This is a genomic window from Thermococcus peptonophilus (genome assembly GCF_001592435.1).
Taxonomy (GTDB): Archaea; Methanobacteriota_B; Thermococci; order Thermococcales; family Thermococcaceae; genus Thermococcus; species Thermococcus peptonophilus.
The window spans coordinates 1,021,391-1,044,796 of sequence record NZ_CP014750.1; the positions used below are offsets into that span (position 1 = coordinate 1,021,391).

Annotated in this window: 20 protein-coding genes, 2 tRNA genes and 1 pseudogene; 10 read left to right on the top strand and 13 right to left on the bottom strand. The window is 49.5% G+C overall.

Annotated features, from left to right (window positions below; all coding sequences use genetic code 11):
* Positions 1-30: 30 nt before the first annotated feature.
* Positions 31-1,353 (bottom strand): acetate--CoA ligase family protein, encoded by a 1,323-nt coding sequence (locus tag A0127_RS05570; RefSeq protein WP_062388999.1) that lies wholly within the window; start codon positions 1,351-1,353, stop codon positions 31-33.
* A gap of 67 nt (positions 1,354-1,420) precedes the next feature.
* Between A0127_RS05570 and coaD the strand changes: the two genes are divergently transcribed.
* From coaD to A0127_RS05595, 4 genes are all read left to right on the top strand, one after another.
* Positions 1,421-1,918, top strand: coding sequence for a phosphopantetheine adenylyltransferase (gene coaD, locus A0127_RS05575; protein WP_062389003.1), 498 nt, complete (start codon positions 1,421-1,423; stop codon positions 1,916-1,918).
* Positions 1,919-1,950: 32 nt separating this feature from the next.
* Complete coding sequence (gene tpiA / locus A0127_RS05580; RefSeq protein ID WP_062389006.1) at positions 1,951-2,631, top strand: triose-phosphate isomerase; 681 nt, start codon at positions 1,951-1,953, stop codon at positions 2,629-2,631.
* A 77-nt stretch (positions 2,632-2,708) separates the two neighbouring features.
* A tRNA-Gln gene (locus A0127_RS05585) sits at positions 2,709-2,784 on the top strand.
* Positions 2,785-3,811: 1,027 nt separating this feature from the next.
* Positions 3,812-4,567 (top strand): lipoate--protein ligase family protein, encoded by a 756-nt coding sequence (locus A0127_RS05595; RefSeq protein WP_062389013.1) that lies wholly within the window; start codon positions 3,812-3,814, stop codon positions 4,565-4,567.
* Here A0127_RS05595 and taw3 read toward each other — a convergent pair.
* Positions 4,564-5,202, bottom strand: a complete 639-nt coding sequence (gene taw3 / locus A0127_RS05600) for a tRNA(Phe) 7-((3-amino-3-carboxypropyl)-4-demethylwyosine(37)-N(4))-methyltransferase Taw3 (protein ID WP_062389016.1) — start codon at positions 5,200-5,202, stop codon at positions 4,564-4,566. The two genes, A0127_RS05595 and taw3, sit on opposite strands and share 4 nt — an antisense overlap.
* 142 nt (positions 5,203-5,344) lie before the next feature.
* On the opposite strand from taw3, the gene A0127_RS05605 reads away from it, so the two are divergent.
* Positions 5,345-5,421: transfer RNA gene (locus tag A0127_RS05605), tRNA-His, on the top strand.
* 37 nt (positions 5,422-5,458) lie between these two features.
* Here A0127_RS05605 and A0127_RS10885 read toward each other — a convergent pair.
* From A0127_RS10885 to A0127_RS05650, 10 genes and pseudogenes are all read right to left on the bottom strand, one after another.
* A pseudogene (locus A0127_RS10885) lies at positions 5,459-5,608 on the bottom strand (hypothetical protein); the annotation flags it as partial.
* A 65-nt stretch (positions 5,609-5,673) separates the two neighbouring features.
* On the bottom strand, positions 5,674-6,063 hold the full coding sequence (locus tag A0127_RS05610; protein WP_062389019.1) for a hypothetical protein: 390 nt from the start codon (positions 6,061-6,063) through the stop codon (positions 5,674-5,676).
* 104 nt (positions 6,064-6,167) lie between these two features.
* Positions 6,168-6,596: an EVE domain-containing protein gene (locus A0127_RS05615; RefSeq protein ID WP_062389022.1), complete on the bottom strand. Its 429-nt coding sequence runs from the start codon at positions 6,594-6,596 to the stop codon at positions 6,168-6,170.
* A gap of 51 nt (positions 6,597-6,647) precedes the next feature.
* Positions 6,648-6,935, bottom strand: a complete 288-nt coding sequence (locus A0127_RS05620; protein WP_062389025.1) for a hypothetical protein — start codon at positions 6,933-6,935, stop codon at positions 6,648-6,650.
* A 4-nt stretch (positions 6,936-6,939) separates the two neighbouring features.
* Complete coding sequence (locus tag A0127_RS05625) at positions 6,940-7,203, bottom strand: hypothetical protein (RefSeq protein ID WP_062389029.1); 264 nt, start codon at positions 7,201-7,203, stop codon at positions 6,940-6,942.
* Between the two features lie 231 nt (positions 7,204-7,434).
* Positions 7,435-10,431: a helicase-related protein gene (locus tag A0127_RS05630; protein WP_231855733.1), complete on the bottom strand. Its 2,997-nt coding sequence runs from the start codon at positions 10,429-10,431 to the stop codon at positions 7,435-7,437.
* Positions 10,428-10,958 (bottom strand): hypothetical protein, encoded by a 531-nt coding sequence (locus A0127_RS05635; protein ID WP_062389035.1) that lies wholly within the window; start codon positions 10,956-10,958, stop codon positions 10,428-10,430. The genes A0127_RS05630 and A0127_RS05635 overlap by 4 nt, the downstream gene beginning before the upstream one ends.
* Complete coding sequence (locus A0127_RS05640) at positions 10,958-14,344, bottom strand: ATP-binding protein (RefSeq protein ID WP_062389038.1); 3,387 nt, start codon at positions 14,342-14,344, stop codon at positions 10,958-10,960. The genes A0127_RS05635 and A0127_RS05640 overlap by 1 nt, the downstream gene beginning before the upstream one ends.
* The gene (locus A0127_RS05645; protein ID WP_062389041.1) at positions 14,341-17,403 is read right to left on the bottom strand and encodes a DUF1156 domain-containing protein; all 3,063 of its coding nucleotides are present in this window, start codon (positions 17,401-17,403) and stop codon (positions 14,341-14,343) included. The genes A0127_RS05640 and A0127_RS05645 overlap by 4 nt, the downstream gene beginning before the upstream one ends.
* 246 nt (positions 17,404-17,649) lie before the next feature.
* The gene (locus A0127_RS05650) at positions 17,650-18,285 is read right to left on the bottom strand and encodes a hypothetical protein (RefSeq protein WP_156471158.1); all 636 of its coding nucleotides are present in this window, start codon (positions 18,283-18,285) and stop codon (positions 17,650-17,652) included.
* 16 nt (positions 18,286-18,301) lie between these two features.
* On the opposite strand from A0127_RS05650, the gene A0127_RS05655 reads away from it, so the two are divergent.
* The 5 genes from A0127_RS05655 (at position 18,302) to A0127_RS05675 (ending at position 22,409) form a co-directional block, all read left to right on the top strand.
* On the top strand, positions 18,302-18,748 hold the full coding sequence (locus A0127_RS05655) for a DUF365 domain-containing protein (protein WP_062389047.1): 447 nt from the start codon (positions 18,302-18,304) through the stop codon (positions 18,746-18,748).
* Positions 18,749-18,813: 65 nt separating this feature from the next.
* Positions 18,814-19,461, top strand: coding sequence for a hypothetical protein (locus A0127_RS05660; protein ID WP_156471159.1), 648 nt, complete (start codon positions 18,814-18,816; stop codon positions 19,459-19,461).
* Complete coding sequence (locus A0127_RS05665) at positions 19,458-20,039, top strand: hypothetical protein (protein ID WP_062389052.1); 582 nt, start codon at positions 19,458-19,460, stop codon at positions 20,037-20,039. Before A0127_RS05660 ends, A0127_RS05665 begins: the two co-directional genes overlap by 4 nt.
* The gene (locus tag A0127_RS05670) at positions 20,026-21,357 is read left to right on the top strand and encodes a hypothetical protein (RefSeq protein WP_062389055.1); all 1,332 of its coding nucleotides are present in this window, start codon (positions 20,026-20,028) and stop codon (positions 21,355-21,357) included. The genes A0127_RS05665 and A0127_RS05670 overlap by 14 nt, the downstream gene beginning before the upstream one ends.
* A 32-nt stretch (positions 21,358-21,389) precedes the next feature.
* On the top strand, positions 21,390-22,409 hold the full coding sequence (locus tag A0127_RS05675) for a type I restriction endonuclease (RefSeq protein WP_062389057.1): 1,020 nt from the start codon (positions 21,390-21,392) through the stop codon (positions 22,407-22,409).
* Here A0127_RS05675 and A0127_RS05680 read toward each other — a convergent pair whose 3' ends face one another.
* The gene (locus tag A0127_RS05680; protein ID WP_062389060.1) at positions 22,410-22,853 is read right to left on the bottom strand and encodes a hypothetical protein; all 444 of its coding nucleotides are present in this window, start codon (positions 22,851-22,853) and stop codon (positions 22,410-22,412) included.
* Between the last annotated feature and the right edge of the window lie 553 nt (positions 22,854-23,406).

Sequence of the window (23,406 nt, forward strand, 5' to 3'; positions counted from 1 at the left end):
AAGGAGAGGGTATAAAAGGGTTTGGATAGGCTACCTCATCGAGAGCCACTTCAGTACCCTCGCCGCTCTCTCGGGCGTCGGGAAGTTCTTGATGCCGTGCTCATCGAGGAGTTCGACACCATCCTTAATCAGTTCGCCCGCCATGAAGTTCACTATCACCGGCTTGCCGCACTCTGCCTCTATAACTGCCCTCGCTATCTCCTCGCTTAATATGAATATCGGCGGCACGCAGATAACGAGGAGTGCATCAACGTTCTCGTCTCTGCAGACGACCTCGATGGTTTTCCTGTATCTTTCGTAATCGGCATCTGCAATGAGGTCTATCGGGTTCTTCACCGAGCACTGCGGCGGAAGGAAGGAGCGGAGCTCTTCAACTGTTTTCTCATCCAGCTTCGCTATCTCAAGGCCAAGCCTCTCAAGCTTATCCGTTGCCAAGACTCCCGGTCCCCCGGAGTTGGTAATAACAGCAACGCGCTTTCCAGCTCTCTGGTACATTTCGAAGGCCTTTGCCGCGTCGAACAGTTCCTCCATCTCCTCGACCTCTATCGCCCCCGCCTGCTTGAACGCCGCGTGGTAGATTTCATAGCTTCCAGCCAGGGAACCGGTGTGCGAGGCGGCCGCTTTGGCACCGCTCGCGCTCTTCCCGGCCTTGAGGACTATCACTGGCTTTTTGGAGGAAGCGTAGCGGAGGGCCTTTAGGAAACGCCTCCCGTCCTTTACGCCCTCTATGTAGAGGGCTATCGCCTTCGTGTTCTCGTCGTCGGCGAAGTACTTTAAAAAATCGCTCTCGTTTAAGTCGGCCGCGTTTCCATAGGAGACGAAGGCGGAAAAGCCGATCCTTTCGTCGTTTCCCATTGCCAGCGCCGCCCCGCCGAAGGCGCCGCTCTGGCTGATCAGGGCCAGTCCACCAGGTTTAACGCGAACCTCGAAGGAGCCGAAGAACTTCCCATGAACGCCGAAGATGCCCGCACAGTTCGGCCCTATCACCCTCACACCGTGCTTTAGAGCCTTCTCCACAAGCTCCCTCTCAAGCTTCTCGTTGCCGACCTCAGAAAATCCCGCCGAGATAACCACGGCACCCCTGATGAGCGGCCCTATCTCGTCAATCAAAGCCGGGACGATTTTGGCTGGAACCGCTATTATGGCTGTATCAACTTGCTCGTCCAGCTTCTCCCTGATTTCGAAGGTTTTACCGCCGACTTCAACGGTTCCGCCCTTTGGGTTCACTGGAATTACCTTCCCCTCGAAACCTCCCTCAACGATGTTCCTCAGGATTTCGTACGCTATCGCTCCCTTCTTGAACGACCCGAAGACGGCGACGCTTGACGGGTAGAAAAAGAAGTCGAGGTTCATCCTCACCACCGCATACTGTTTTCAGCGGGACAAAAAAGCTTATTGGTCTGCATGAGTAAGTAGGACCATGAGAAAAAAGTACCGAAAGGTCGTTGTTGGCGGAACCTTTGACAGGCTTCACCTCGGCCATAAGGCCCTGCTCAGAAAGGCCTTCGAGGTAGGGAAGATAGTCTATATCGGTCTGACTTCCGATGAGATGGTTAGGAACAAGCCCTACGCCGAGAGGATACTCCCATATGAGCACCGCCTTAAGGATCTCCTCAAGTTCATTGGGGTGAACGGCTACACCGACTACAGAATAATAAAGATACACACTGCCATCGGCTTTGCAGACAGGATAAAGGGCCTCGAAGCGATTGTGGTAAGTGAGGAGACCTACAAAGGCGCTCTCATCGTGAACAGGGCGCGCGAGGAGAAGGGCCTGAAGCCGCTCGATATTGTGACGATTCCCATAATAAAGAACTACCTCGGAGACAAGATAAGCTCTTCTTTAATCCGTGCCGGCTTGATTGACCCCTTCGGAAGGCCGCTCCACTGGAAAGGAAACTCTCCGAAAGACGTTTAAGCCCAAAAGTGATAACACTAACGGTGATACCCATGGCGAAGCTAAAGGAGCCGATTATAGCGATAAACTTCAAGACCTACATCGAGGCAACAGGAAAGAGGGCTCTGGAGATAGCGAAGGCAGCTGAGAGAGTCTGGAAGGAGACGGGCATAACGATCGTCGTCGCCCCCCAGCTGGCCGACCTGAGGATGATAGCTGAGAGCGTCGAAATCCCCGTCTTTGCCCAGCACATAGACCCGATAAAGCCAGGGAGCCACACCGGCCACGTTCTTCCTGAGGCCGTTAAGGAAGCTGGAGCCGTTGGAACGCTCCTCAATCACTCTGAGAACAGGATGATCCTGGCTGACCTCGAAGCGGCGATAAGGCGCGCCGAAGAAGTTGGACTGATGACGATGGTCTGCTCCAACAACCCAGCGGTTTCAGCGGCGGTTGCTGCCCTTGGCCCAGACTACGTTGCTGTCGAGCCGCCAGAGCTCATTGGAACTGGAATCCCGGTTAGCAAGGCCAAACCCGAGGTCGTCACGAACACCGTCGAGCTCGTGAAGAAGGTGAACCCCGACGTTGGAGTTCTAACCGGGGCTGGTATCTCCACCGGAGAGGACGTCAAGAAGGCACTCGAACTCGGAAGCGTCGGAGTTCTCCTCGCGAGCGGCGTCACGAAAGCCAAGGACCCTGAGAAGGCGATAATGGATCTCGTGTCGCTTATCATCTGAGGCTTCTTTTTCCAAACTTTTGAGCAGGTTGATAGTCTTAAACTTTATAAGTTCAAACTATTGTCTCTCTATCGGGCAGCCCCGTGGTGTAGCGGCCAAGCATGCGGGACTTTGGATCCCGCGACCCGGGTTCGAATCCCGGCGGGGCTACCAATACAAACTTCGCCTGCGCGAAGTTTGATCAAGGTTCGTAGCTCTTTTCAGAATGCCAATTTCACGTGATTTTTCTCATCGAGTAGTTGTGCTTGAAAGTGAGAACTCCCAAACTAATCCTGTTAACACGTGTTTAACTCTAAATCAACGCCCTTCGGGCGTCAAAAGAAAAAACACTTTTTGAGAAGTCTTCTAAGCATGTTCTCACTCAAAATGGGCACTTGCGGTCCAAAATCCTGAATAAAACCCTCTTGAAGAAGAGCCACAAACTTTGATGAAACTTTGCTCTGCAAAGTTTCAGCGCTGGCGGAAGATGAGTATGCGCTCTTAACGAGCTAACTTTTGAGTGGGTTTACTCACCAATCTGCTGATTTAGCAGAATTTTCTCACCGTATAGTGACCGAAGGGCACTAAAAAGAAAGTTAAAATCCCAATCAATGAGGAATTTTTAATATTAAACCCGCGCGAGCTTGCCTTCTAGCAAATCATACGCTTATTAACAGCAAGTTCAAGGGGAAGTGGAACCTTTTGGTCAAGCTTTGCGCAAGCAAAGGTTGCTGGGGGGCTAACCCCCCACACCCCCAGAACACTCACACCGAAGTGTGATTGATTGGAAAAAGTCCCTTAGGAGGCTTCTAGCCATTCTCTTTGACCAAGTTTTGTGATTCTCGTCAAGTTTGCCCAACCGAGTTGTTTTTACTTGACTTGGAGGCCCTTTATAGGGAACCTCCTTACAAGGATCCGCTAGTAAGGTTTCCACTCTCAGCGCCCAAAGGGCACCTACCCAAAAGGTAAACCATATTGAAAATGAGCGTTCACAGAGGTTCAACAAATCAAACAGGCTCAGAAAAAAGAAAAACCTATCTAATAGGCTTCCAATGAAGGAATCACGAACTTTGATGAAACTTTGCGCAGGCAAAGTTTCTATCCGCTCAGTGGTGACCGCTCTCATCACCCCTCAGGAGGGCTTGGCGTCATCATCGCTGAACTTAAAAGCCCCTTGGAGTTTTTAACGATGGTGGTTCAAATGGGAACCCGCTTCATCCCGCTCATAGTTGCCAGGCCCGAAGTCCAGATGGCCATAGACGAGGCCATAATGAGGGCCAGAATCGAGGGAAAAGTTCCTGACACAGTGAGGCTTTATGCCTTCTCCCCCAGCTCAGTGACAATAGGCAGGTTCCAGAGCGTAGTCCACGACGTAAACCTTGAAGAGGCAAAAAAGCTCGGTGTTCCAGTTGTGAGAAGGATAACCGGCGGGGGAAGCGTCTTCCACGATGAGTACGGCGAGATAACTTACTCAGTTGTCATCGGAGAGGACTACCATCCGGCCCTCAAGAACGTTGAGGAGAGCTACCGCTATCTTGCAGGTCCGCTCGTGGATGCACTGAAAGAACTCGGGCTCGATGCAGGCTTTTCTGGGCTGAACGACATAGTTGCCAACGGGAAGAAGATAAGCGGCTCGGCTCAGACCCGAAGGAGGGGAGTGATACTCCAGCACGGCACCTTCATGTACGCAACGAGGGTCGAGGTTCTCGGAAGGGTTCTCCGCGTTTCGAAGGAGAAGCTGAAGGACAAGGGAGTTTCGAGCATCTGGGAGCGGGTTACAACCCTTGAACGTGAGGGAGTAAAGCTCACCCGCTGGGAGGCCTACGAACTGCTGAAGGAGAACTTCTACAACGCCTTTGAGCTTGAAGAAGGCGAGCTGACAGACTACGAGCTTGAACTTGCTGAGAAGCTGATAGAAGAGAAGTATGGAAACCCGAAGTGGAACGAGATGCGTTAGGGAAGCTTCCAGTTTTCTCCGATTTTATACTCTTCTGCAAGCTCGTAGAAAAGCTCGTCCGTTCCAAGCTCTTCCCTCAGCCTCCTGAAGTTCTCTTCGAGGCGCGGAAGTCTACCCTTTGAGCGCCTCAGTATCTCGTTGCCAATCTCAACCGCAAAGCGGAGGTAGTCGTCATCAACGAGAACTCTGCCGTCCCTGCCGAGCGGTGTAGTGAGGTACTCGGTGGCGTTTATCTCGACGAGGTATCTAGTTGAGATGACCTTGAAGGTGGTGTACTTGAAGCCCGAGGCCAGGCCAAGCTCGTGGAGCTTCCTGGCCTTCTCAAGGCCTTCAGCAACGACATGGAAGATCGGCGGCTGACTCTTGAGGAATATTATGCCTTCTTTCGCGTTCTTCAGGGCTTCCCTGGCCTCCTCGAACTCAATCGGCTTGTGGACTTTTATCAGCCAGCGAGAGAGTGGCTTTGCCCCCAGAGCGGGCTCTTCAATGATGCCTATCCTTCCCGAGCAGGAGGAGGTAGTGTAGATGCCCTTAATGGAGTTGATGAGCAGGAGGATGTCTATTATGTCTTCGTCAACCTTTCCATCTCTCATGGCTGTGAAGAGGCTTTGGAGGGCTTCCCGCTTGGCTTTCATCTTTAATCCACCCCTGACCTTTTGATTTCCCATAATACCAGCCCACACTTGAGTTATCCACCCAAAAGGACACCAGATACCTTCTTCCGCCGATTCTGACGAAAACTTTATAAAGCTAACCCAAAAGCTTAAGCTGGAGATGGCCGGGGTGGTGTAGCCTGGTTAGCACAGGGGACTGTGGATCCCCTAGCCCGGGTTCAAATCCCGGCCCCGGCCCCAGAATCACCCTTCTCCCAGAATAAAACGCATTCAAAGCTTCTTCCAGCAAACGCGACATATTGATACCTTCTCTCTTCGCAAACTCCACCAAATCAGCCCGAATTCTCAACGTAACATTCTTCGTAACTGCACGCTTCTGTACACTGCCCTTGCAAATGCACGTGCAATTGCCTGTGCACGATCCCATGGCCTGGCACCTCAGAAACCCTCAGACAGGCCAGCTTAAACAATTTGTGGTAAAAAAGTAAAAAATCAGTCTGAATTCTCAGACCGCTCAAGAGAGAGTGTAGAGAGAACTTCCAGGCCCAAATGGGACAACACCACAGTATAATCTGCCTCCAGCTCAAAGAGGTAGCTTTCAAAAAATTTGAGCGACTCGAGCACTTCTTCTCCTACAAACCTCTCCACCTTACCTGCCTCAATAAACTCCTCCATAACCTCCTCAAAGACCCGCCTCGCATCAAAAAACCTCTCCCCTGCCCGGGCATGAAGACGGGAATAAACCCCCATCCAGTATTCCTGGGGTAGATTGAACTCCTTAAAGTACTCAATCATTACCTCGGCCATTTTCTTAAGGACGCCAACAAAATCCAAAGGAGATGCCTCAGCCCATGTAGTTGATACCATTCCTTCAACACTCATGGCTACCACCAGTGGCCCGAGCGTTAAGACGAGAAATTAAACATAACGGTCAAGACCCGGATAATCTGGCCAATTGAAAAACCGAGAAAAAGCACCAAAAACAGTCAGAGAAGGCTCTCAATGAGCTTGTAATCCTCTTCAGGGATTTTCCTCATTGCTTTGCCCATTAAGTGGCCGCTCCACCTCTTCTTGTTCGTGATAAACTTCAGCTTTGGAATGAGCGGCTTGAAGTCAACCTCCCCAAGCTTGACCGGCTTGATCCTCACCCTCAGCGGATAAGTCTCGTTCGGCACGTGGGCCTTGAAAATCCTGCTTGAATCCTCATAAGGCTCGCTCACAACCTCGAAAATACCGACAATCTTCGGTTCGAGGACTTCCTTGTTTTCGCGCTCCTGCTTGAGGTAGATGAGGAGCTTATCGCCGGGCTTTACTCTGGCAATCGTGTTCCTGTGTCTCCTTGGAACTCCCCAAACGTTCTTCTCCTTAATCACCTTCCAGTTCGCACGGTTGGTAATGCAGAGCCAGTAAGTCATAAAGACCACCCGAGAACAAATTGGCAAAGAAAAGATAAAACAATTTTGGAGTCAAATTGGTAGGTCTTTAAGATGTCTCAACGCAAAAACGCTGCTCACTGCCCCCATGAGAACAACAAAGACGTAAAGTCCGTTTATAAGGATATTTGCCTGCTGATAAAAGATATTTGACGGCTCAATCCCAAGGGCATTTGCCAGCTTGTCTTTGACATACACTACAAAGGCATACATGATGATACCTGCAATAAATGCAGCGCTTGGAAGAGCCATCTCAGTAATTATTCTGGTAAAAACTTCAAGAGCTTCCACAAGTTGTTCGAGCGGCTCCAATACGTCCATTACATCACCCCAATGATGATATGAACTCCAAAAGCGCATCTCTTACAGGGGCTACAATTGCAACAACCACAGCAACGCCCACGAGGAACCAAGTTGCATAAAGAAGAATGGCGGATAACAGGTCATATGCTTGGATCGTTTGAGAAGCTTGGAATACAAACGGAGTAAAAGCATTATACAGTACTTGCTCGACACTTGGAGTCTTGATGGTTACGAACAGTGTCACCAGGAGTATAACAAAGGCATGAACCGCCTTTCCAAAATCCATCGAAACTCACCAAGATACTTTACCATCTTAAGGTAAATAATCTTTTCGGTTCGTTAAACGTTAAGACGCTCTTCAACCCTTGTCGAGAGGTGCCATTGCTTAATCTGCTCCAAGATCCGGGTACCCAAAGACCACACTCCTTGTCTGGGGTACTCAACAGTCTCAGATTTCCAAATGATTTTATAAAAACGTTTGAGTTTTTGAGACAATAATTAAGAAGACAAAAAGAGCTTAAATCACTTTCAAGACTCTGCGGACTTTTGTTTTCACATCAATCCCAACTGTTCCGGTAATGTCCACATCCTTCCCGTCAATAACAGCGTAAATTTGGGTGTCGCTCTCGAAAGGTCTGAAGATTTTGAGGATCACCGGCTTTTTCCCACCAAGGTTGGCCACGATGTAAATCCAGTACTGGTCCTTATGCCTCACAGCAAACTCATATTCTGCAGGTGTAATCTCTGCATTCAGCAAGAGCGGCTTGTGGCCTTTCACCTCAATGTACTTTTCACCAGAGGGCTCGACCACTCGTATGTCGTAGTGCTCGTGGAGAGAAACGTCCTCGACTTTCCACTCACCGTCCGGGCCATACTGGTTCTCCAACCTCCGCTTTTCAAGCTCAATGATGATTTCCATCGCCTTCTTTTCACTCCTGAGGATATCCTCAAGCGGAACGAAGTTCCTCTCCATAAGCCTCTCGTATTCCCCTGTTGGCGCTTCAACGTCGTCTTCAGACAGCCCGTAGATATCGAGAATCTCCCCAGGAACATACTTCATGAGATTAAATGCCCGCTCGCTGACGCCCTCCACTTGCATGAGAACATTTCCGACTTCGATTTTTATGTTCTTGAAAAGGCGCCCCCTCTTCAATCGTCCTCTGGTAAATGCGCTTTCATAATCTCTGTATTTGGAGTGAATACTGTACAATCCTTCCCGGGCAAGCTTCATAAGTTGCCCTGTGACTGTAAAGTTCTCGATGTTTGGTTTCGGCCTGCCCATTATCACGAATTCCCTGGAAAAGAGTTCTACCAAGTGTTCAAGCAGTTTGATGCCATACAAAAGCTCCCACCGCCCATTTCTCATCCTTACCAACACAGGGTACCGGTGAAGATCACTGCCACTCTCAGGATCAATGACTCTGACGAGGTAAATATGCTCAACTCCATCCAGTCCTTTAACACCAATCCTCACTGGCTCCAGATCATCAAGCCCGTTCTTCACTACCCCAAAGAGAAGACGGGAAATATCCGGAACGTCTCTTTTATCGAGAACCTCCGTAAGGTAGCGCCTGAGAACCTCGTTTACGTGCTCCAGCTCGAACTCCTCAGGGTTCAAGATACCTTGAAGTTCCTCCCTGACTTGCTTTGAAGTATCTGCAGGAATTACCCGCTCAAGGTTTCTACGAAGGTTCTTGAGGGTCCGTATAATTGCCCCAGCGTAGCCAGAAAGTTCCCTCTTTATGGATGCCACGACAAGCTCAAATTCTGAAGGCTGCTCTTCCAGAGAGCCACTTCCCTCCGCGTCTTCCTTCCACAATGCCTCGAAATCGCCTTCCAGCATTTGCTTACCAAACACTGGCCTACCAAGTCTCGGACCACTGCCAATGGCTTCGGTTATGTTCATAATCTTCCGATACAGGTTCTCCAGCACGTAAAGGTCCGTCTCAGCGGCGAGGAAGAGTGTGTAGGCCTTGGTCTCTCTCGTCTGACTGAGCCTCCAAACTCTACCGACTCTCTGCTCGAGCTTTATTGGGCTCCAGGGAGCCTCGTAGTTTATTACAACACTGGCAATCTGAAGGTTCAACCCCTCTGAAGCAACGTCCGTGGATATGAGAAGCTTACCGCTTTTCTCGAACTTCTCCATTTCAGAGTCTACCTCGTTGCTTCCCATCCCACCATAAAGGACTGAAATCTCGTTTGAACCCAGCTCAAGACCGTGTTCCTCTGCGAGTACCTTCGGGAGGTTGCGCCTCAGGTAATCAAGGGTATCTTTGAACTCCGTGAACAGAATTACTTTCTCGCCTTGCTTTATGTGGTACGCGGCAATCTCCGCCACCATTTTGAGTTTGCTGTCGTTATCCCTGATTTGCTCTCCCAGCCGGAGAATCCTCTCAAGGGCCATTACCTGCCTCTTATCGAGAAAGGCCGCATACTCATCAATTATCCTGTTGACAAAATCATCAATTTCGTCGAAATCCTCAAGCTCGATTTCGTCATACCCCAGCCCGAACACTTTCTCAACGTACTCTTTGACTTTCTGAGCGCTTCCTCTCCTCCCCGAGTTTGCACTTTCAGCAATCTTTGTGAGTGTTTTTACAGCTGCCTCGTAGCTTGAAGAGGCCCTCTTCCTGACAAGGACTGCAAGTAGAGCCACGGGGGAGTTTTCTTCAGCATTCTTGAGCATTTCAGAGAGGACGTGATCCAGCTCATTGAAAAACGCTCTTTCCACATCGCTTATATCCACAACAACGGCTCCAAAGTAACACTTCTTGAAAACCTCATAACCCTCAAGCTCGTTCACGACTTTCTTTGTCCTTCTCAGAACAAGAGTATCACGCGTCTTCCTGTAAAATGCGGGTTTGTCAAGCTTTTGATAATCCTTCGTGAGAGTGGTGTCAAGAAGGGCCAGCCTCGCAAGGTAATCCTTCGAGTCACCCCGGTGAGGCGTTGCCGACAAGAACACGACGTTGAGATTCTTACCCCGCCTTTTGATGAGATCTTTCACGAACTTGTACCTCTGAGTGCCGAGCGTAACGTTGTGAACCTCATCAACGATGACAAGATCCCAGTCAATATCAAGGAACTTCTCCCGATGAGGGGAGCGCTTTGCAAGGTCAATCGAGACCACCGTGTAATGATCTGCAGTGTTTCTCAAGGCCCGCTCAACCTCACTTCCGTTCCTGATAACATTGGGCCGACCGCCGACCCTTCTTATCTCGTGCTTCCACTGTTCACGGAGAATCTTTGGAGTCAAAACGAGGATTCGCTTTGCCTCTCCTCTTAACTCAAGGTACCTCGCAATTGCGAGGGCCTGTATCGTTTTTCCAAGTCCAATTTCATCGGCGATGAGAATTCTTACGGGTCTCGTCACCATTGCATGATAAAGGGGCTGGAATTGGTGTTTAAACGGAGTTATCGGCGGCCCCATTGGAGACCGAAGAGACGTGTAAAAGAGCGCGGGATTGTGAATAAGCACCTCCCTTAAGAGGGCCTCTTTGATCTTCTCGCTCAAATCCATTCCACCTCCAGGAAGCGCCTTGCAAGATAATCAAGCTTTCTCCTGTTTTTGTACTTCCAATACGTGTTTCTGAACCTGGAAGCCCAGAAACGCAGGGCCATCGGCTCCATTGAGAGCACGTAATCTTCAAGCTGTCCCCAGTCATTGGGATCTTTGAGGACTGACATGACAACTCCATAAATCATGAGTCTCAGGTAGGCGTAGTCATCGCGCGTCTTAAGAACAATCCTCTTGCTTCCGCTGTACTCAAGCCGCTCCCTCTTTGACGGCGGAAGGTTCAGCCACTTGAGTAGGCTCTCATTGGCTTCCACCTTGAACCCCAGCTTCTTGGCAAAATTAAGAAATTCGGGAAGGTAAACCCTCGCCCGGGCCTCAACCTTCCCGGAAACCTTCTTTTGCTCTCCTTCCCCCGTCACATTGAACACAGGCATGAACTCCGCCAGCTTCTGCTCGCGGGTAACCGGCAGGAAAGCCTTCTTGATGTACTTAAGATTCACTTGGTACTCCACTGCTCCCTCCATCAGCACTCCTCCTTCTCAAGCCTGAAGATCACCTTACCGTTCAGAGGCCTCAGCTTCTCAAAGAGTAGATCATCCAGTTTGACCTTTTCCTCAACGTGAAGGTTCGCATCGAGAATTGCCTTGCCTCCAAGGAACTCCTGCATCTCCTGGAGCAGGTAGGAGAGTACTTCCCTGTCAATGCCCTCGAAGCGGCCTTCCCAGAGTGGCTTTTCAATTCTCATGCTTCCGCTGAGAGTTCCCTTAATGCTCTCCGGAATCATGTTGAGGATTTCCAGACCTTCGATTTCAAGTATTGCAGTCAGGAGCATGCCCTTGTGCTCCTCCTTGAGAGTCTCGGTTTCGATTGTGCACTCCCCGAGTTGTGGAACGAGAGTAACGTCCGCGTACCTCTTCCTCTTATGGCTGTTCCCCTCGATCGTCGCCACAGTCTTCTTCTCCGGCATTATGAGTGTCCACGTGACCTCCACGGCCTTTCCGCCCTCAAGGTGCACCTCGTAGGAGTCGAGTTCGCCATGGCTTACTGAAAGCTCAACGTCGAAAGAGTCACGTCCAAGCGGTTTAATCTGCACCTTTACCTCAACGGGGGTCCCAGGCCTTGCCTTAACCTGGGGCATATCAATGCTGATCTCGAACTCTCCCTCGGTAATCTCAATCTCTTCCCTTTTCTCCACGATGTAACCCCAGAGTACTGCATCAACGAACTCGTCCTTCACCCTGCACTCCCCGTTTTCCTCAACGATGCTCCTGAGCGGGATTCCAACGCTTGATGAAGGCGGATAAACTTCATACCACGTCTTTATGCGGTAATCCTTGTCTCCCTTTGGCACGATTATGTCCTTCTCGTTCTTGAGTAGATTGCAGACCTGCCTGTGGAGGGCGACCTCCCTCGGCAGAATGAGGTCCCTGGGCTTAACAGCGCTCGGTGGGTTTCCTTCCTCCTCAACATCCGGAACTTCCGTGTAAACCTTCTTGAAGAAAACCTCTCCATCTCTCTCCAGACCGATCTTGAGATCGAGGATGGCTCTCTTTATTGCATCGGTGAGGTGCCTGTCCTCAATCATGGGCAGGCGGGTGTTCATGCGGATTATTGAGATGACCTCCGAGACGGAGTAGCCTTCGGGCCTCAGAATGTTAATACCAACGTCTTTGAGGAGGTCAACGAGCCAGTCGAAGTCGAACTCGTCCACAATCTTGCCGTTGCCCACGAGGGCGGAGTAAACGTTTTCGACAACCGACTTTGAGCTGGACTGCGCTGTCACGATGCGAACCTCGTCGTTCTCTGGATATGCAACCTTCCTGAAGGAGCTGACAATTTGGGACTCAAGGTCTTCAAGGGACTTTGACCTTATGTCATTGACCATCTGCATCTGAATCTTAACGACTTCCTCACCGAACTTTCCGTATTTGACTTTGATATCATGGAGCACTTCATCACAGGCCATCACCTTTGCCGTCGTCTCAAGGAGATGTCTGAAACTGCCCTCCTCGGGGTAACATACCACGACGGTGTCCCGGTAGGTTCTCGTTCCGGTTCCGTAGAAGTAGATGATCCTCCTGAGCGTCCTCTCATCAACGTCTTCCCTCACGAGAACCTGGAGCTTGTAGTCGGGGGTGTCATGGAACTCCTGAGGGTCCTTCGTCACGAGAATATAATTCTCCTTGAAGAATGTGACATGGTCTTCAATTTTGGCACCCCTGCCCCTCGTCGACGTGAGGCTCTTCCTTTCCTTGATCATCCTGTTTGAGTACTTAACAAGCTCGTTCCAGACTTCACCGATCCTCATCTCAAGGAGTTCCTTCGCCTTGCTCTCGACCATCTGGGAGACGTTGGCAACGCGCCAGAACCAGAACGTCCCCTCCTTCTTGTTGAGGTAAACGAAGCGGACGCTTCCCTTAATCTCCTCCACCGTGTCCCTGATATCCGTTGGGAGCCACCTCTCGGCATCGAAGAGGTTCGGCTCGTAAACCCCGCGAGCGATTGACTCAGCAGTTGGAAAGCCCGGCAACGGCACCGGCGAGTCAAAGGGATACGTCTTGAGGAAGACGTATTTCAGAATTATCTCAGCCAACTTCGGGTTCTGGAAGTCCTTAAACTTGGCACCCTCAAGGTCGGTATCAACGATCGTGGCGTAGTCCATGAACGTCTCGTTCTTGCCAAAGAACATTCCCCGTATCTTCTCGTTCTTGAGGTTGAGGTGGTAGGGCATTATCATCGAGGGGGCGAAGCCGGTCTCGCTGTACTTCATCACCAGTTCCCTGACGACGATTCTCGTGATCCTGAGCATGTCCCTCGTCCTCTGCAAACCGGTCCTCTCGATTATCGTCCGGAGGACATCAACGTACTCCGGGTGGAATGGGTAGTTCTTCCTCAGCTCTTCCTCAAAGTGGGGAGCATGGCCGAAAACATCAGTGTTGCTTATCTCAGTCCTTATCTTCCCGAGAATCTTTGCCCTTTCGTTCTCATCAACACTCTTGAAAATCCTCTTCTTGAGAACCTCCACGAGCTCGTTGCTGGCTCCGGAGGTCCTCAATGGGGAGTAAAGCTCAGAACCGCCAACCCTCGTGACGGCACTCCAAATCGCAAGGACGACCTCCCTGTTGTATTCGCCCTCAACCTCAAAGGCCCCTTCCTTCTTCTCCATTGGAAGGGTCATGACCATTGCACTTGACGAGCCGAGAAGGGCCGTGGAGAGCCTGTCGAAGAAGTTGTCAACGTTCTTCGCATAACGCCTGTCGTCCTCGCTTCCGGAATTGTAAAGGTTGTCGAAGTAGTCCGCGATCTCATCCACGAGGAGAAGAACCCTCTCGCCCCGGAAGAGCTCCCTCAACGTGTCAACTTCCGGGACGGTGGCGTTCTGGTCGTCGCGCTCAACGATGTAGTATCTCCCAAGGGCATGGGCAATGTAGCCCCAGACCGTCTTCACGCTGTAAGGGCCGACCTCAAGGGGCTTGCTCGGCTGGCCGAGCCTTCCCTTACCGTAAACCGGGACAACCTTAACTCCACCGAGGGCTTTTATCCTCTCGGCAAGCTTCTTCATCTTCGCCTGCTTCTCCGGGTCATGGCCCCTGAGGACTTCGGGGTCGAGTAGTGCATCGGGGTCCTTGAAGGCGTGATAAACCGTGAGGAGTGTGTGGGTCTTACCGCCGCCGAAGAGGGAGTAAATGAGGAAGATGTTGTGCCTTTCACCGCCTTCAAACGTCTCCACGAGCCTGTTCAGGATTTCAAGCATCGAGTCCGTGAAGTAAGTCCTCCTGAAGAACTCTCTGGAGTCGGTGTAAATCTCGGGAGCGTTTCCACTCACGATGTCACCGAGCTCCGGCGCAACCTGCATGTCAAGGTTCTCATCCATCACATCGTCCCAGATTTCAAAGGAACCAAGCCTCATAACATTCCACCCCCAACGCTCCTCAGGAGCCTCCTCATGAGGAGAACCTCAAAGTGACCGTCCTTCTCAAGCTCGGCCTCAATCTTTCTCTCGTCAGCCTTCGCCTTCCCCCCAAGGGGCGTGAGAATCTGCCCGTAAACGGCCGCGTAGTAGTCGGAGATGAGCTTCGCCATCGTGAGGGCCTCCTCCACCTCGACGGCCCACCTCTTCCTGAGCCTCTCGATTTCCTCTTCGACCTTCGATCTTCCGAGGAGGGCGTAGTACTCAAGGAGCTGAAGAACGTCAATGCTGTTCCTCGGCTCTGGCTCCAGCGGGTTGAGGCCCTTCGCATAAAGGAACTTCTGGAACTCCTTTGGATCGAGGGCCTTCTTTCCAAGGGTGTCAACGCCGTAAAGCGTGAACTCCTTCTTGCTCTTTGAACCGGTCTCCTTCAGAACCCCAGCCTTCTTCAGCTCCTCCGGGCGGGTGAATGTGGCCAGGTTGAGAAGGATAATGTCATTGGCACTGAGCGTCCTGTTGCCGAAGAGAACCTTGTAGGCCGTGTAAAACACTCCCTCGTGTGAGTTCACGGTCTTTCCACCCTCAACCTCTGCAATTGCCTCAATAATGCCCCTTATGGTAGCTGGATAAACGTGGTCGTTGAGGACCCCCTTCGTTGAAAGTGGACCCTTCGGCGAGAGGACTTCCGAGTATTTTGTAACATCCTCAAGCACAGCGGCCATGACGCCGTAGAGCAGGTCGAGGCCGTTGTAGCCGTACTTGATGAACTCTTTTGCTGAGGCCTTCGCCTTCTCTTCCATCTCCCTCTTGAGGGTTGAGAGCTGGACGGGCTTCCTTTCTCCTGGGAGCTTCCTCCAGACGGCGACGATTGAGGTGTCGAGGCTCAGCTTTCCTCTGCTTACAATGCTCGTCTCGGACTCGGTGTTAACCGGTATCGCCCTCGTTATCTGGAGCTTCGCCCTTCTCCAGCCAGCCTCGATGAGGTTCGCCCAGCTCTCCGGGTCGGTGTGGGCGTAGTAGGTGACGAGAATTCCATCATCCTTGAGATGTTCTCTCATGGCCACGAAGGCCTGGCTGAAGAGGTTCTCGAAGTGCTGGACAGCTTTCTCCTTTTTGTTTTCTTCATCCATAAAACGGCCTGGGTTTGTTGAAACCTCCTTCTTCGCGAACTCCCCCCACTGCGTCTTTATTTCGACCCACTTGGGGCCAATCTTCTTGAAGAACGCCCTCCTGTGGAACCTCGGGACGAGTTTGCCGTTCTCGACGTCGCTCAAAGCCCTCTTGAGCCAGACGTAGTAGAAGTCGGAAAGCTCCGTGTAGGGAACATCGTCAGCATAGGGTGGGTCGGTTACAATGACGTCGAACTTCTCGCCGAGGTTGAGCGAAGTTGCATCACCCTGGAGGACTTTGATGGAGTTGTCAGTGAAGTCCGCGAGGGTTTTCTGGGAGGAGGAAATGATTGAGGTGAGATAAGCAAGTCCCCTCAATATTGCAGGAAGTGTTTTAGTTACTCCTCCAAAATTACCAAACCATGGACTTTCCGTCCAATTCCAATTCATTGCGATTCCACGGGTGGACATTGTTTCTCCAATTTTCCACCAAGTGGAATCCCAACGAGTAACAACTGAATTGTAGTATGCGTATTTCAACATCGCCATGCTCAAATACGTCGTCACGGCCTCCGCGTACTCAAAGGCCCTCTCCTTACTCCAGCCCTCAGCAATCTTCTCCTCCTCGACCTTTTTGCCCACTTCCCTTATCAACCTTACAATCTTGACGAGGGTGAGGAGCTGGCGGGGGTTGAAATGTTTATCCCAAGTGGTAAGGCCCCAAGTTATTGTTTTTATGTCACCACCCATTCCCTTTGAACCCCAAGGAGCTACTGGTTCAGTCGGCACATCGGGGTCTCTCTTCTCAAGCATCTCCTTGACCTTCTCCTTCGCCTTCCAGAGCTTCTCGTTGTCTTCCTTTGTTGCAGGCTCGAAGGCCAAATCCTTATCCTTGACCTTCACCTTCACGAGCAGTCTCTGGCGAGCAAAGCGCTCGTCGCCCTCGTGGTACTTCCTCAGCGCGAACTTCACATAAAACTCGTTGTTGCCCTTAACCCTCTCCGTGTAGTGTCTTCCCTCCTCGTCGGCGTACTTGATCACGTTGCCGCAGGCAAGGCAGGTGAGCTGGCTCTTCCTGCTCTCGATGTTCGCGGAGGGAACCTTAAAGACTACTTCGTTCCCGCTTATCCTCACGTCGTCTTCCTTCAGCTTTCCGGCCCTTATCGCCTCCTCGACCTTCCTCACGTAGGCCTCGCCTTCAAAGGTAATCTCACCGTTCTTGGTGTCCACCTTCGCCTTCGAAACATCCCCAAGGATTTCGTTGAGGTCAATCACCCTTATCTCGACCTCATCGCCGTTCCTTTCGGGCTTCATGTAGGCGAGCCGCTTGTAGCCCTTGCCGTCCTTAACGCGGGCGAGCCAGTAGTTGCCGATTGCCGGGGTCCACCGTCCACAGTGGGGGCACTTCACCTCCCAGGTGCCGATGTAAACGGCGACATCATCATCGTAAAGCTCCCTGATTTCGGGGTCGTTCTTGAGCTGCTCGGTTATCCAGTTGCTCCACCTCTCAACGTCCTTCACGAGGGGCTTCCCGAACTTCTTCGGGTAGTCGAGGACGGCCTTGAGGAAGACGTAGGTAGTGGGCAGAAGCTCAACGGCGGTAACGTCCAATCCAAGGCGGAGGCCTTCGAGGGGTATTGAACCGAACCCGGCAAACGGGTCGAGGAGCTTTTTGCCCCTGAAGTACTTCTCCCACTCTGGCGGAATCTTTGGATTAACGCGATGGGGAGTCTTTTCATTCAATCCGATCATGGTTTTGAAGCGGTTTTCATCAATATCCTCGGGCAGAAGCGCTCCGGCGATGACTGCCCTCGCTCCGATGAGGGGCTTCCTCGTCCAGTAGAAGACCATCTCCCAGTACGGGGGCCTTGCGGGACCTTTTTCTTTTGAACTCTTCAAATTAACCTCCCAGATTGGGAACCTGGGGCTTTCGATAAATCTCCTCTCCATGTTGGTCACACCCTTGGTGTTTAACACGGCCCGCAATAAATACCTTTTGATGATGGGCGATACATGGTGTAACGACCGAGGTCCAGCATAAAATTCATGAGGCGAAATGCTTATTAAGGAAAGTGGCAGAGATAACATTGGTAATATTAACAACATTAACAAAACAAACTCTCTCGCCTGTTCCCCGTTCATGACCCCGGGATGGGGTGTGAAGGGGCGGCGGAGCAGGCGGTCTCTGGCGTCTTTTTAATGTTTTCTACCTCTTTGTCGCCGTTCTTTGTCAATGGCGCGTTTTTTGAGGTGAAGATAATTGTCCGCGATCATTATAAGAGTTCTTCTTCTTTTCTCAAGTTTAAGCTTTGAGAAAATGTCATCTTCTTTGCGTACGTCCCCTTCCTGTTTTGCCTTTATTAATTCTCGCTTAAGCTTCCGAATGCGATTTTTTATGTCCCCCTCTTTGACAAGGGATATCTGAACATCCAGAAATCTGTCTCGCACTGCACTCCAAAGTCCATCATCCACGATGAGCTCGAGTCCCCACTTTGCGAGATATTCAACGTCCTCCCAGAAGTATTTATCAACTTTCACATAATACTTCACTTCAAGAGGATACTTTCTTTGAACTTTTTCGAGAGTTGGTTTGAAGTACTCCTTAAGATACTTCTCTCTGTCACCTTCAAGCTCTTTTACATGTTTGATCCCAGAAAATTCATCTGTAACTCTCTCAAAATATTCGTAGGGAACACTTACAAGTGCAACTGCCCCAACTTCTTTGTCAATGGCGATTATCAGCGCCTCTTGTTTCACGCCACAACCCACCAGGTTTAATGAAGTCCTCCTTAAACTCTGGAGCAAATGTGTTTTAAAGATTACAATCCACATTCCATTGGTGAAGCACATGGAAGAGAAAATCGTTGGTGTTACATTCCCTGTCCCGAAGTGGTTCCTTGACAGGATTCTTGAAGGGGGCAAAACAGTCTTCGTCAAGCCTTCGACGCTGAGAGTTCAGCCGGGCATGAAGGTCGTCTTTTACGCCTCCAGGGAAGGCCAGGCCTGGCTCGGGGAGGGCGAGGTTGAGGCGATTGAGCAGTTCACGAACGTGGAGGACATCATCAGGAAGTATGGAGATGAGCTTTTCCTCACTCCAAAGGAGCTCAGGCAGTATGAGAAGGAGCGTGAGAGGTGGCACTCTCGCGGGAGAAGGCCGAGGCCCTGGATGGTTCTCAAGCTGAAGAACGTGCGGAAGTATCCGAAGCCGGTCAAGCCGCCGAGGTTCATCGCCGTCTCTGGAAGGTACGTCAAGGAGAAGGAGTACAGGGAAATTCTGAGGAAGGCAGGCCTTTGAAAGGTCATGGTTTTAACAATATCAATTCAAAAAATTTAAATCGGGGATTAAAAGATTGCATTAATGTGCCAGTATTGCGGGGGAAGGAGATGGCCCAGGAGTTTCATGACGAGAATGACCTCAAAACCATTGAGTACCTTATCCTGCTTATTTTGGGGAAGGCTGGCGGCGAGATCAGTGTCCTTCACCTACAGAAGATATTCTTCTTTCTTTGGAAGTTCCACCCAGAAGTAAGAAAACTTCTTGAATTTGTACCTCATTTGAAAGGTCCATTTTCCGACGACTTGGATGATTCAATAAAAAATCCCCTTTATGTTGTAGGCTGCTGGAAATACCTACCACCAAAGAACAAATCCCAGGCTGAGAGAGCCAAGGGTGGGTATCTTGTTATCACCGACAAAGGAAGAGAAACTTATAAAAAGCTTATCGAGGGGCTGAGAAAAAAGGCTTTGGAAGATAAAGATGCTCTTGCGTTGATTTCTGCTGTTGAACTTATTGTACCCCTTTATTCGAAGCTTTCATGGGATGAACTTCTCTTTTTGCTGTATACTGACGAGACAAACAAAGAGTATTCAATTAAATCAGAGTTGTCAAGGGACATCCTGAAGAACGCGGAGAGCATCGTCAATCGTCTCGTTCGGAAGGGTGTAATAACCGAGGACATGAAAGATGCTCTCATCCAAAGGGCGAAAAACGCAAGGTGGATAATATGAAGAGCAGGGAGGCCGTAGTAGGTGACAGTTCGTTTTATATTGCATTCCTCTCCGAAGACGAAATACATGATGAGGGGTTTCTGGCATCACTCCTGAAAAGATATAACTTTTTTATGGGGAAGGTAGTGTACAATGAAATCTCAAGGAAAAACTCAGAATCTCTCAAGAGGATTAAATTGGAGAACTTGGTGGAGCTTGTAGACGAGTACGATTACTCGGCTCTTCTCAGTATAATTGGGGATAAAGTTTTCGAAAAGGGGGAATATGAGAGTGTAGCAATTGCTTATACCAAGTACATTGAGGGAAGTCTTCACTCTCTTATTATGGATGACCGAAAGGCGAGAAAGTGGGTTGAGCAGAATTTTTCTGAGCTGAAGAGATTCCTCCGATACAGCCTCAGATTCCTGGTTAATGCTTACAAAGTGGACAGAAAAATAACGAAGGACGAAGTACTTCATATTCTTTCCAAGGTCATCGCCTCAATTGAAAAAGGAGGCCGACCATTTAATCTGGGCAAAACTGGAATAACTCTTGTGGAACAGCTCCGTAAAGAGGTGGAGCAAAGTGGTGAAAATTGAATTGCATACTGAGGTTGAGGAGAGTGTTCCAGCGGAGGATGTTCCTGGGTTTGTCATTAAAAAGATTGATCTCGGAGGAATTCATCTTGAAACTCCAGTAAGAACTCTTTATTTGGGTACTGACGTATCTGCTCGTGCTCGCAGTAAGATTCTTGACTTAAAAGAGCGAAAAGCGACACTCTTCGAGGTTAACAGGACGATTTACTTGAATAAAAGTTATGACTCAATAATCAAAGCAATCAGAGAAAGTGACGATGACAATATCAGAGACACATTTAAGCTGAGTGAAAAACTGGCCAATTACAATATTGCTCTTCCGATTTCATTTTCCAAGTTCCCCCAGAAGGTCTTTGGAATGGAGTACTTTGAGAGGTTCCTGGATTATCTTCATGAATACTCAACTGTACTGTTCGTTCCACATGTAAGATTTGCCCGTGAAACCGGTGCAACCGCCGTAAATTATGAGGCTCAATCCTTCGTGAGATACGTTGATGGAGCCGTTGAAGTATTGAACGAGTGGAATACCAAGCCAATCTTTGTTCCTCTTGACATTGATTACCCCGCAGAAACTACAAAGGAAATCATTTCACATTATGCCAAAAGGGGATATACCAACATTTGGGTGGACTTCAAAGGTCACACATTCACCAAGAGCCGCTCAGGAAGAATGAGATCTCTTAAAAGACTTATTGATGATCTTTTCGGAGAGGAAAGCAAAAATGTCATCATTTACATCTCAAACATCAAAAAGACACAGAGAGAACATCCAAAGGAAGTTAAACTCAAGCCATCAGATATCTTCGGTACCTTCGTATATGGGGATATTGTAGGTATCCCATGGAAGGGAATTGTATGGCCACCCAAAGAATCAGATGCCGACACTGAGGAATATTGGATCAAAAAAGGTTTTCCGAGCAAGGAGGAGTATGAAGAAGCAGTGTTCAAGCGAGATACCAGCATCTTCGATACAAATTCATATTATTACCTGCATCCAGATAAAATAAATCTCCACGATTCGATCTTGGACAGACTCAGGGAAGAAGTCCTTTCAATGAATATCAGACAAAAATCTGTAGCTGAAAAAATAAGCCATTCAATAAGCAATGCCATAACACTCAGAGAGCTCAACAGACTCAAGAGTAAAGTCCTGTCTGAGGGAACAATTCAAGATTATCTGGAAAGTAGAGAATACTTTGCCACAGCAGGCAAAACAATGCTGGCAAGTATAAGCACCAAGCCAAGGAGACACAAAACAAGTAGAAAGAAAACAGTTGAGAAACCCAGAAAAAATCTGTTTGATTTCATGGACTCCCCATAACGAACCAAAATTTATTCTCTGGGGGAAGTCTCATGCTCCGTTGGAATACTGTAAAGGATGTTATTAATCACATCAAAACCACCCAGAATAAAATCCCAAACGAAGAATCCACAAAGCAACATTTGGTGCTACCGATTCTTATGGCTCTCGGCTGGGATGTCTTTGACCCAGATGAAGTTATGCCAGAGGAGAAAACTGGCGAAGGCCGGCCAGACTACGCTCTTAAGCTGAATGGCAAAACAGTCGCATTCCTTGAGGTGAAGAGTGTAAAGGAGTGGGTTCTGAGGGATGGCAAAATCCGTATGGGTTACCTCAGACAGCTTGCACGTTACTGTTTTGACCGCGGGGTCCGCGTGGGAATTCTTACAAATGGCCTCCAGTGGGTGATGATAAAATCATTTGAGCCAGAGAAAGACCTCGAAGAGCGTGTTATTCTCGCCGTTGATTTAAACGCGCAGGAGCCTTCACGGGCAGCCGAGAGATTAAGGTGGCTGTCAAAAGAGAAAATCAATCAATACAATGAAATTCCTGCGGAATACCGGAAAATACCTCTCCAGAAACCTCCAGCAGGCATCGAGCCGCCCCATCCAACAGGGGAGATGCACAAATCGAGCACAGGAACCACAAAGTTCAGAACATTGTACGTTACTGCTTGGGAAGTGGATTTACCGTCTTCTGCGATTGATGTTGACCAGCTGGTAGGGAAAGACCTCAGAGGATACGTTCCCTCCCGCCTCTTCGTAAACTTCAAAGGAAAATGGCATGAGGTTTCAATTTCTCACGCTGAAAACTGGCCGAGAGCAAGGATTGCGTGGAGTAGCATAACCGCGATGGCAGTAAGGTTCCTTTATGATCAGGGCATCAGGGATTTCCCATACGTCGGAAAGTATCTCTCAAAGGAACCTCTTTCCATAAACATACAGTATACGGCAAAGATTGGTGATTGGTACCTTTATGGTCCTGAAGGTGGCAAGCAGGCTGTCGAAACGCTTCATAAACTCGCAAAACACACTGGTACAAAAATCGCGATTGAACTACAAAAGATCCGGTAACTACTCCAGCCGATGTTTTTCCTTCAGCCTTTTTCTCTCAACATCCATCAAGTAGAGTGCCACCATGTCAATTGGGTAATTGGAACGAACGAGCGCCCTTCGGACTCTTCCATTGTCTTCCTGAATCCGCCTGATTACAATTGGCTCCACAAAGTCCTCATCCTTGTAGATTGATTCCACATCCTCGAATTCATCATTGAGATATTCTGCTACCTGCCGGATTTCCCGCGAAACAGTGCCCTTATGCACCTGAAGAATCCCCGAGAGGGCCGCAATGCAGAGTTCTGACTCCGTACAGGGAGCAGAACATTTGGAGCAGACTCCCCCGTTCTGTCGCAGATATTGTTTCCACTGAGGCGCATCCTCGAGTACGGTAAGATACCGAATGACCTTGTTGGCCTTTGGGGTCACCAGTATTCGCGGATTAATACGTTCTTTGGCCATCGGACACACCGTTTTTATGAGCCGTGGAAGTGGGTGGTTAAATATTTCGGTTACCTTCTCGGGGCAGCACGTTCGCGGGAGACTGCCAACCCGAGTATGTTCTTTTTTGTGCATCGTCTCGTGTAAACTTTTTGCTTTACACGAGGCTCAGTTGAGAAGCATGATAACACTCAGATGAACCAGGCGCCTACAACCAGAATGTTGATCTTACTCCCAGATACATACTGAATAACATGCTGTGCCCATTCTCAATGCTCAATTATGTTCGTTGAATAACTGGCAACTGTAGATTAAACAGAAGAATTATTGAAACCAGGCATGCAAAAAGACGGTTTCTCCAGGCTTTTTTCACAGTTTTCAGGGTTTCGTTTGTGGCAACCCTCATGATTATGAGCAGCATTGTTGGGGTACAAAGGATAAAACCCCACCAGAGAATAAGATAAAAGGCTTTCCCACACCAGACCAGTGCGCAGTTCTGTACTCTCATAAAATTTTGACTGCACTTGCCCAGTTGGAGTAACGGCGACCATAATCTCACAACAAAAGTTAATCA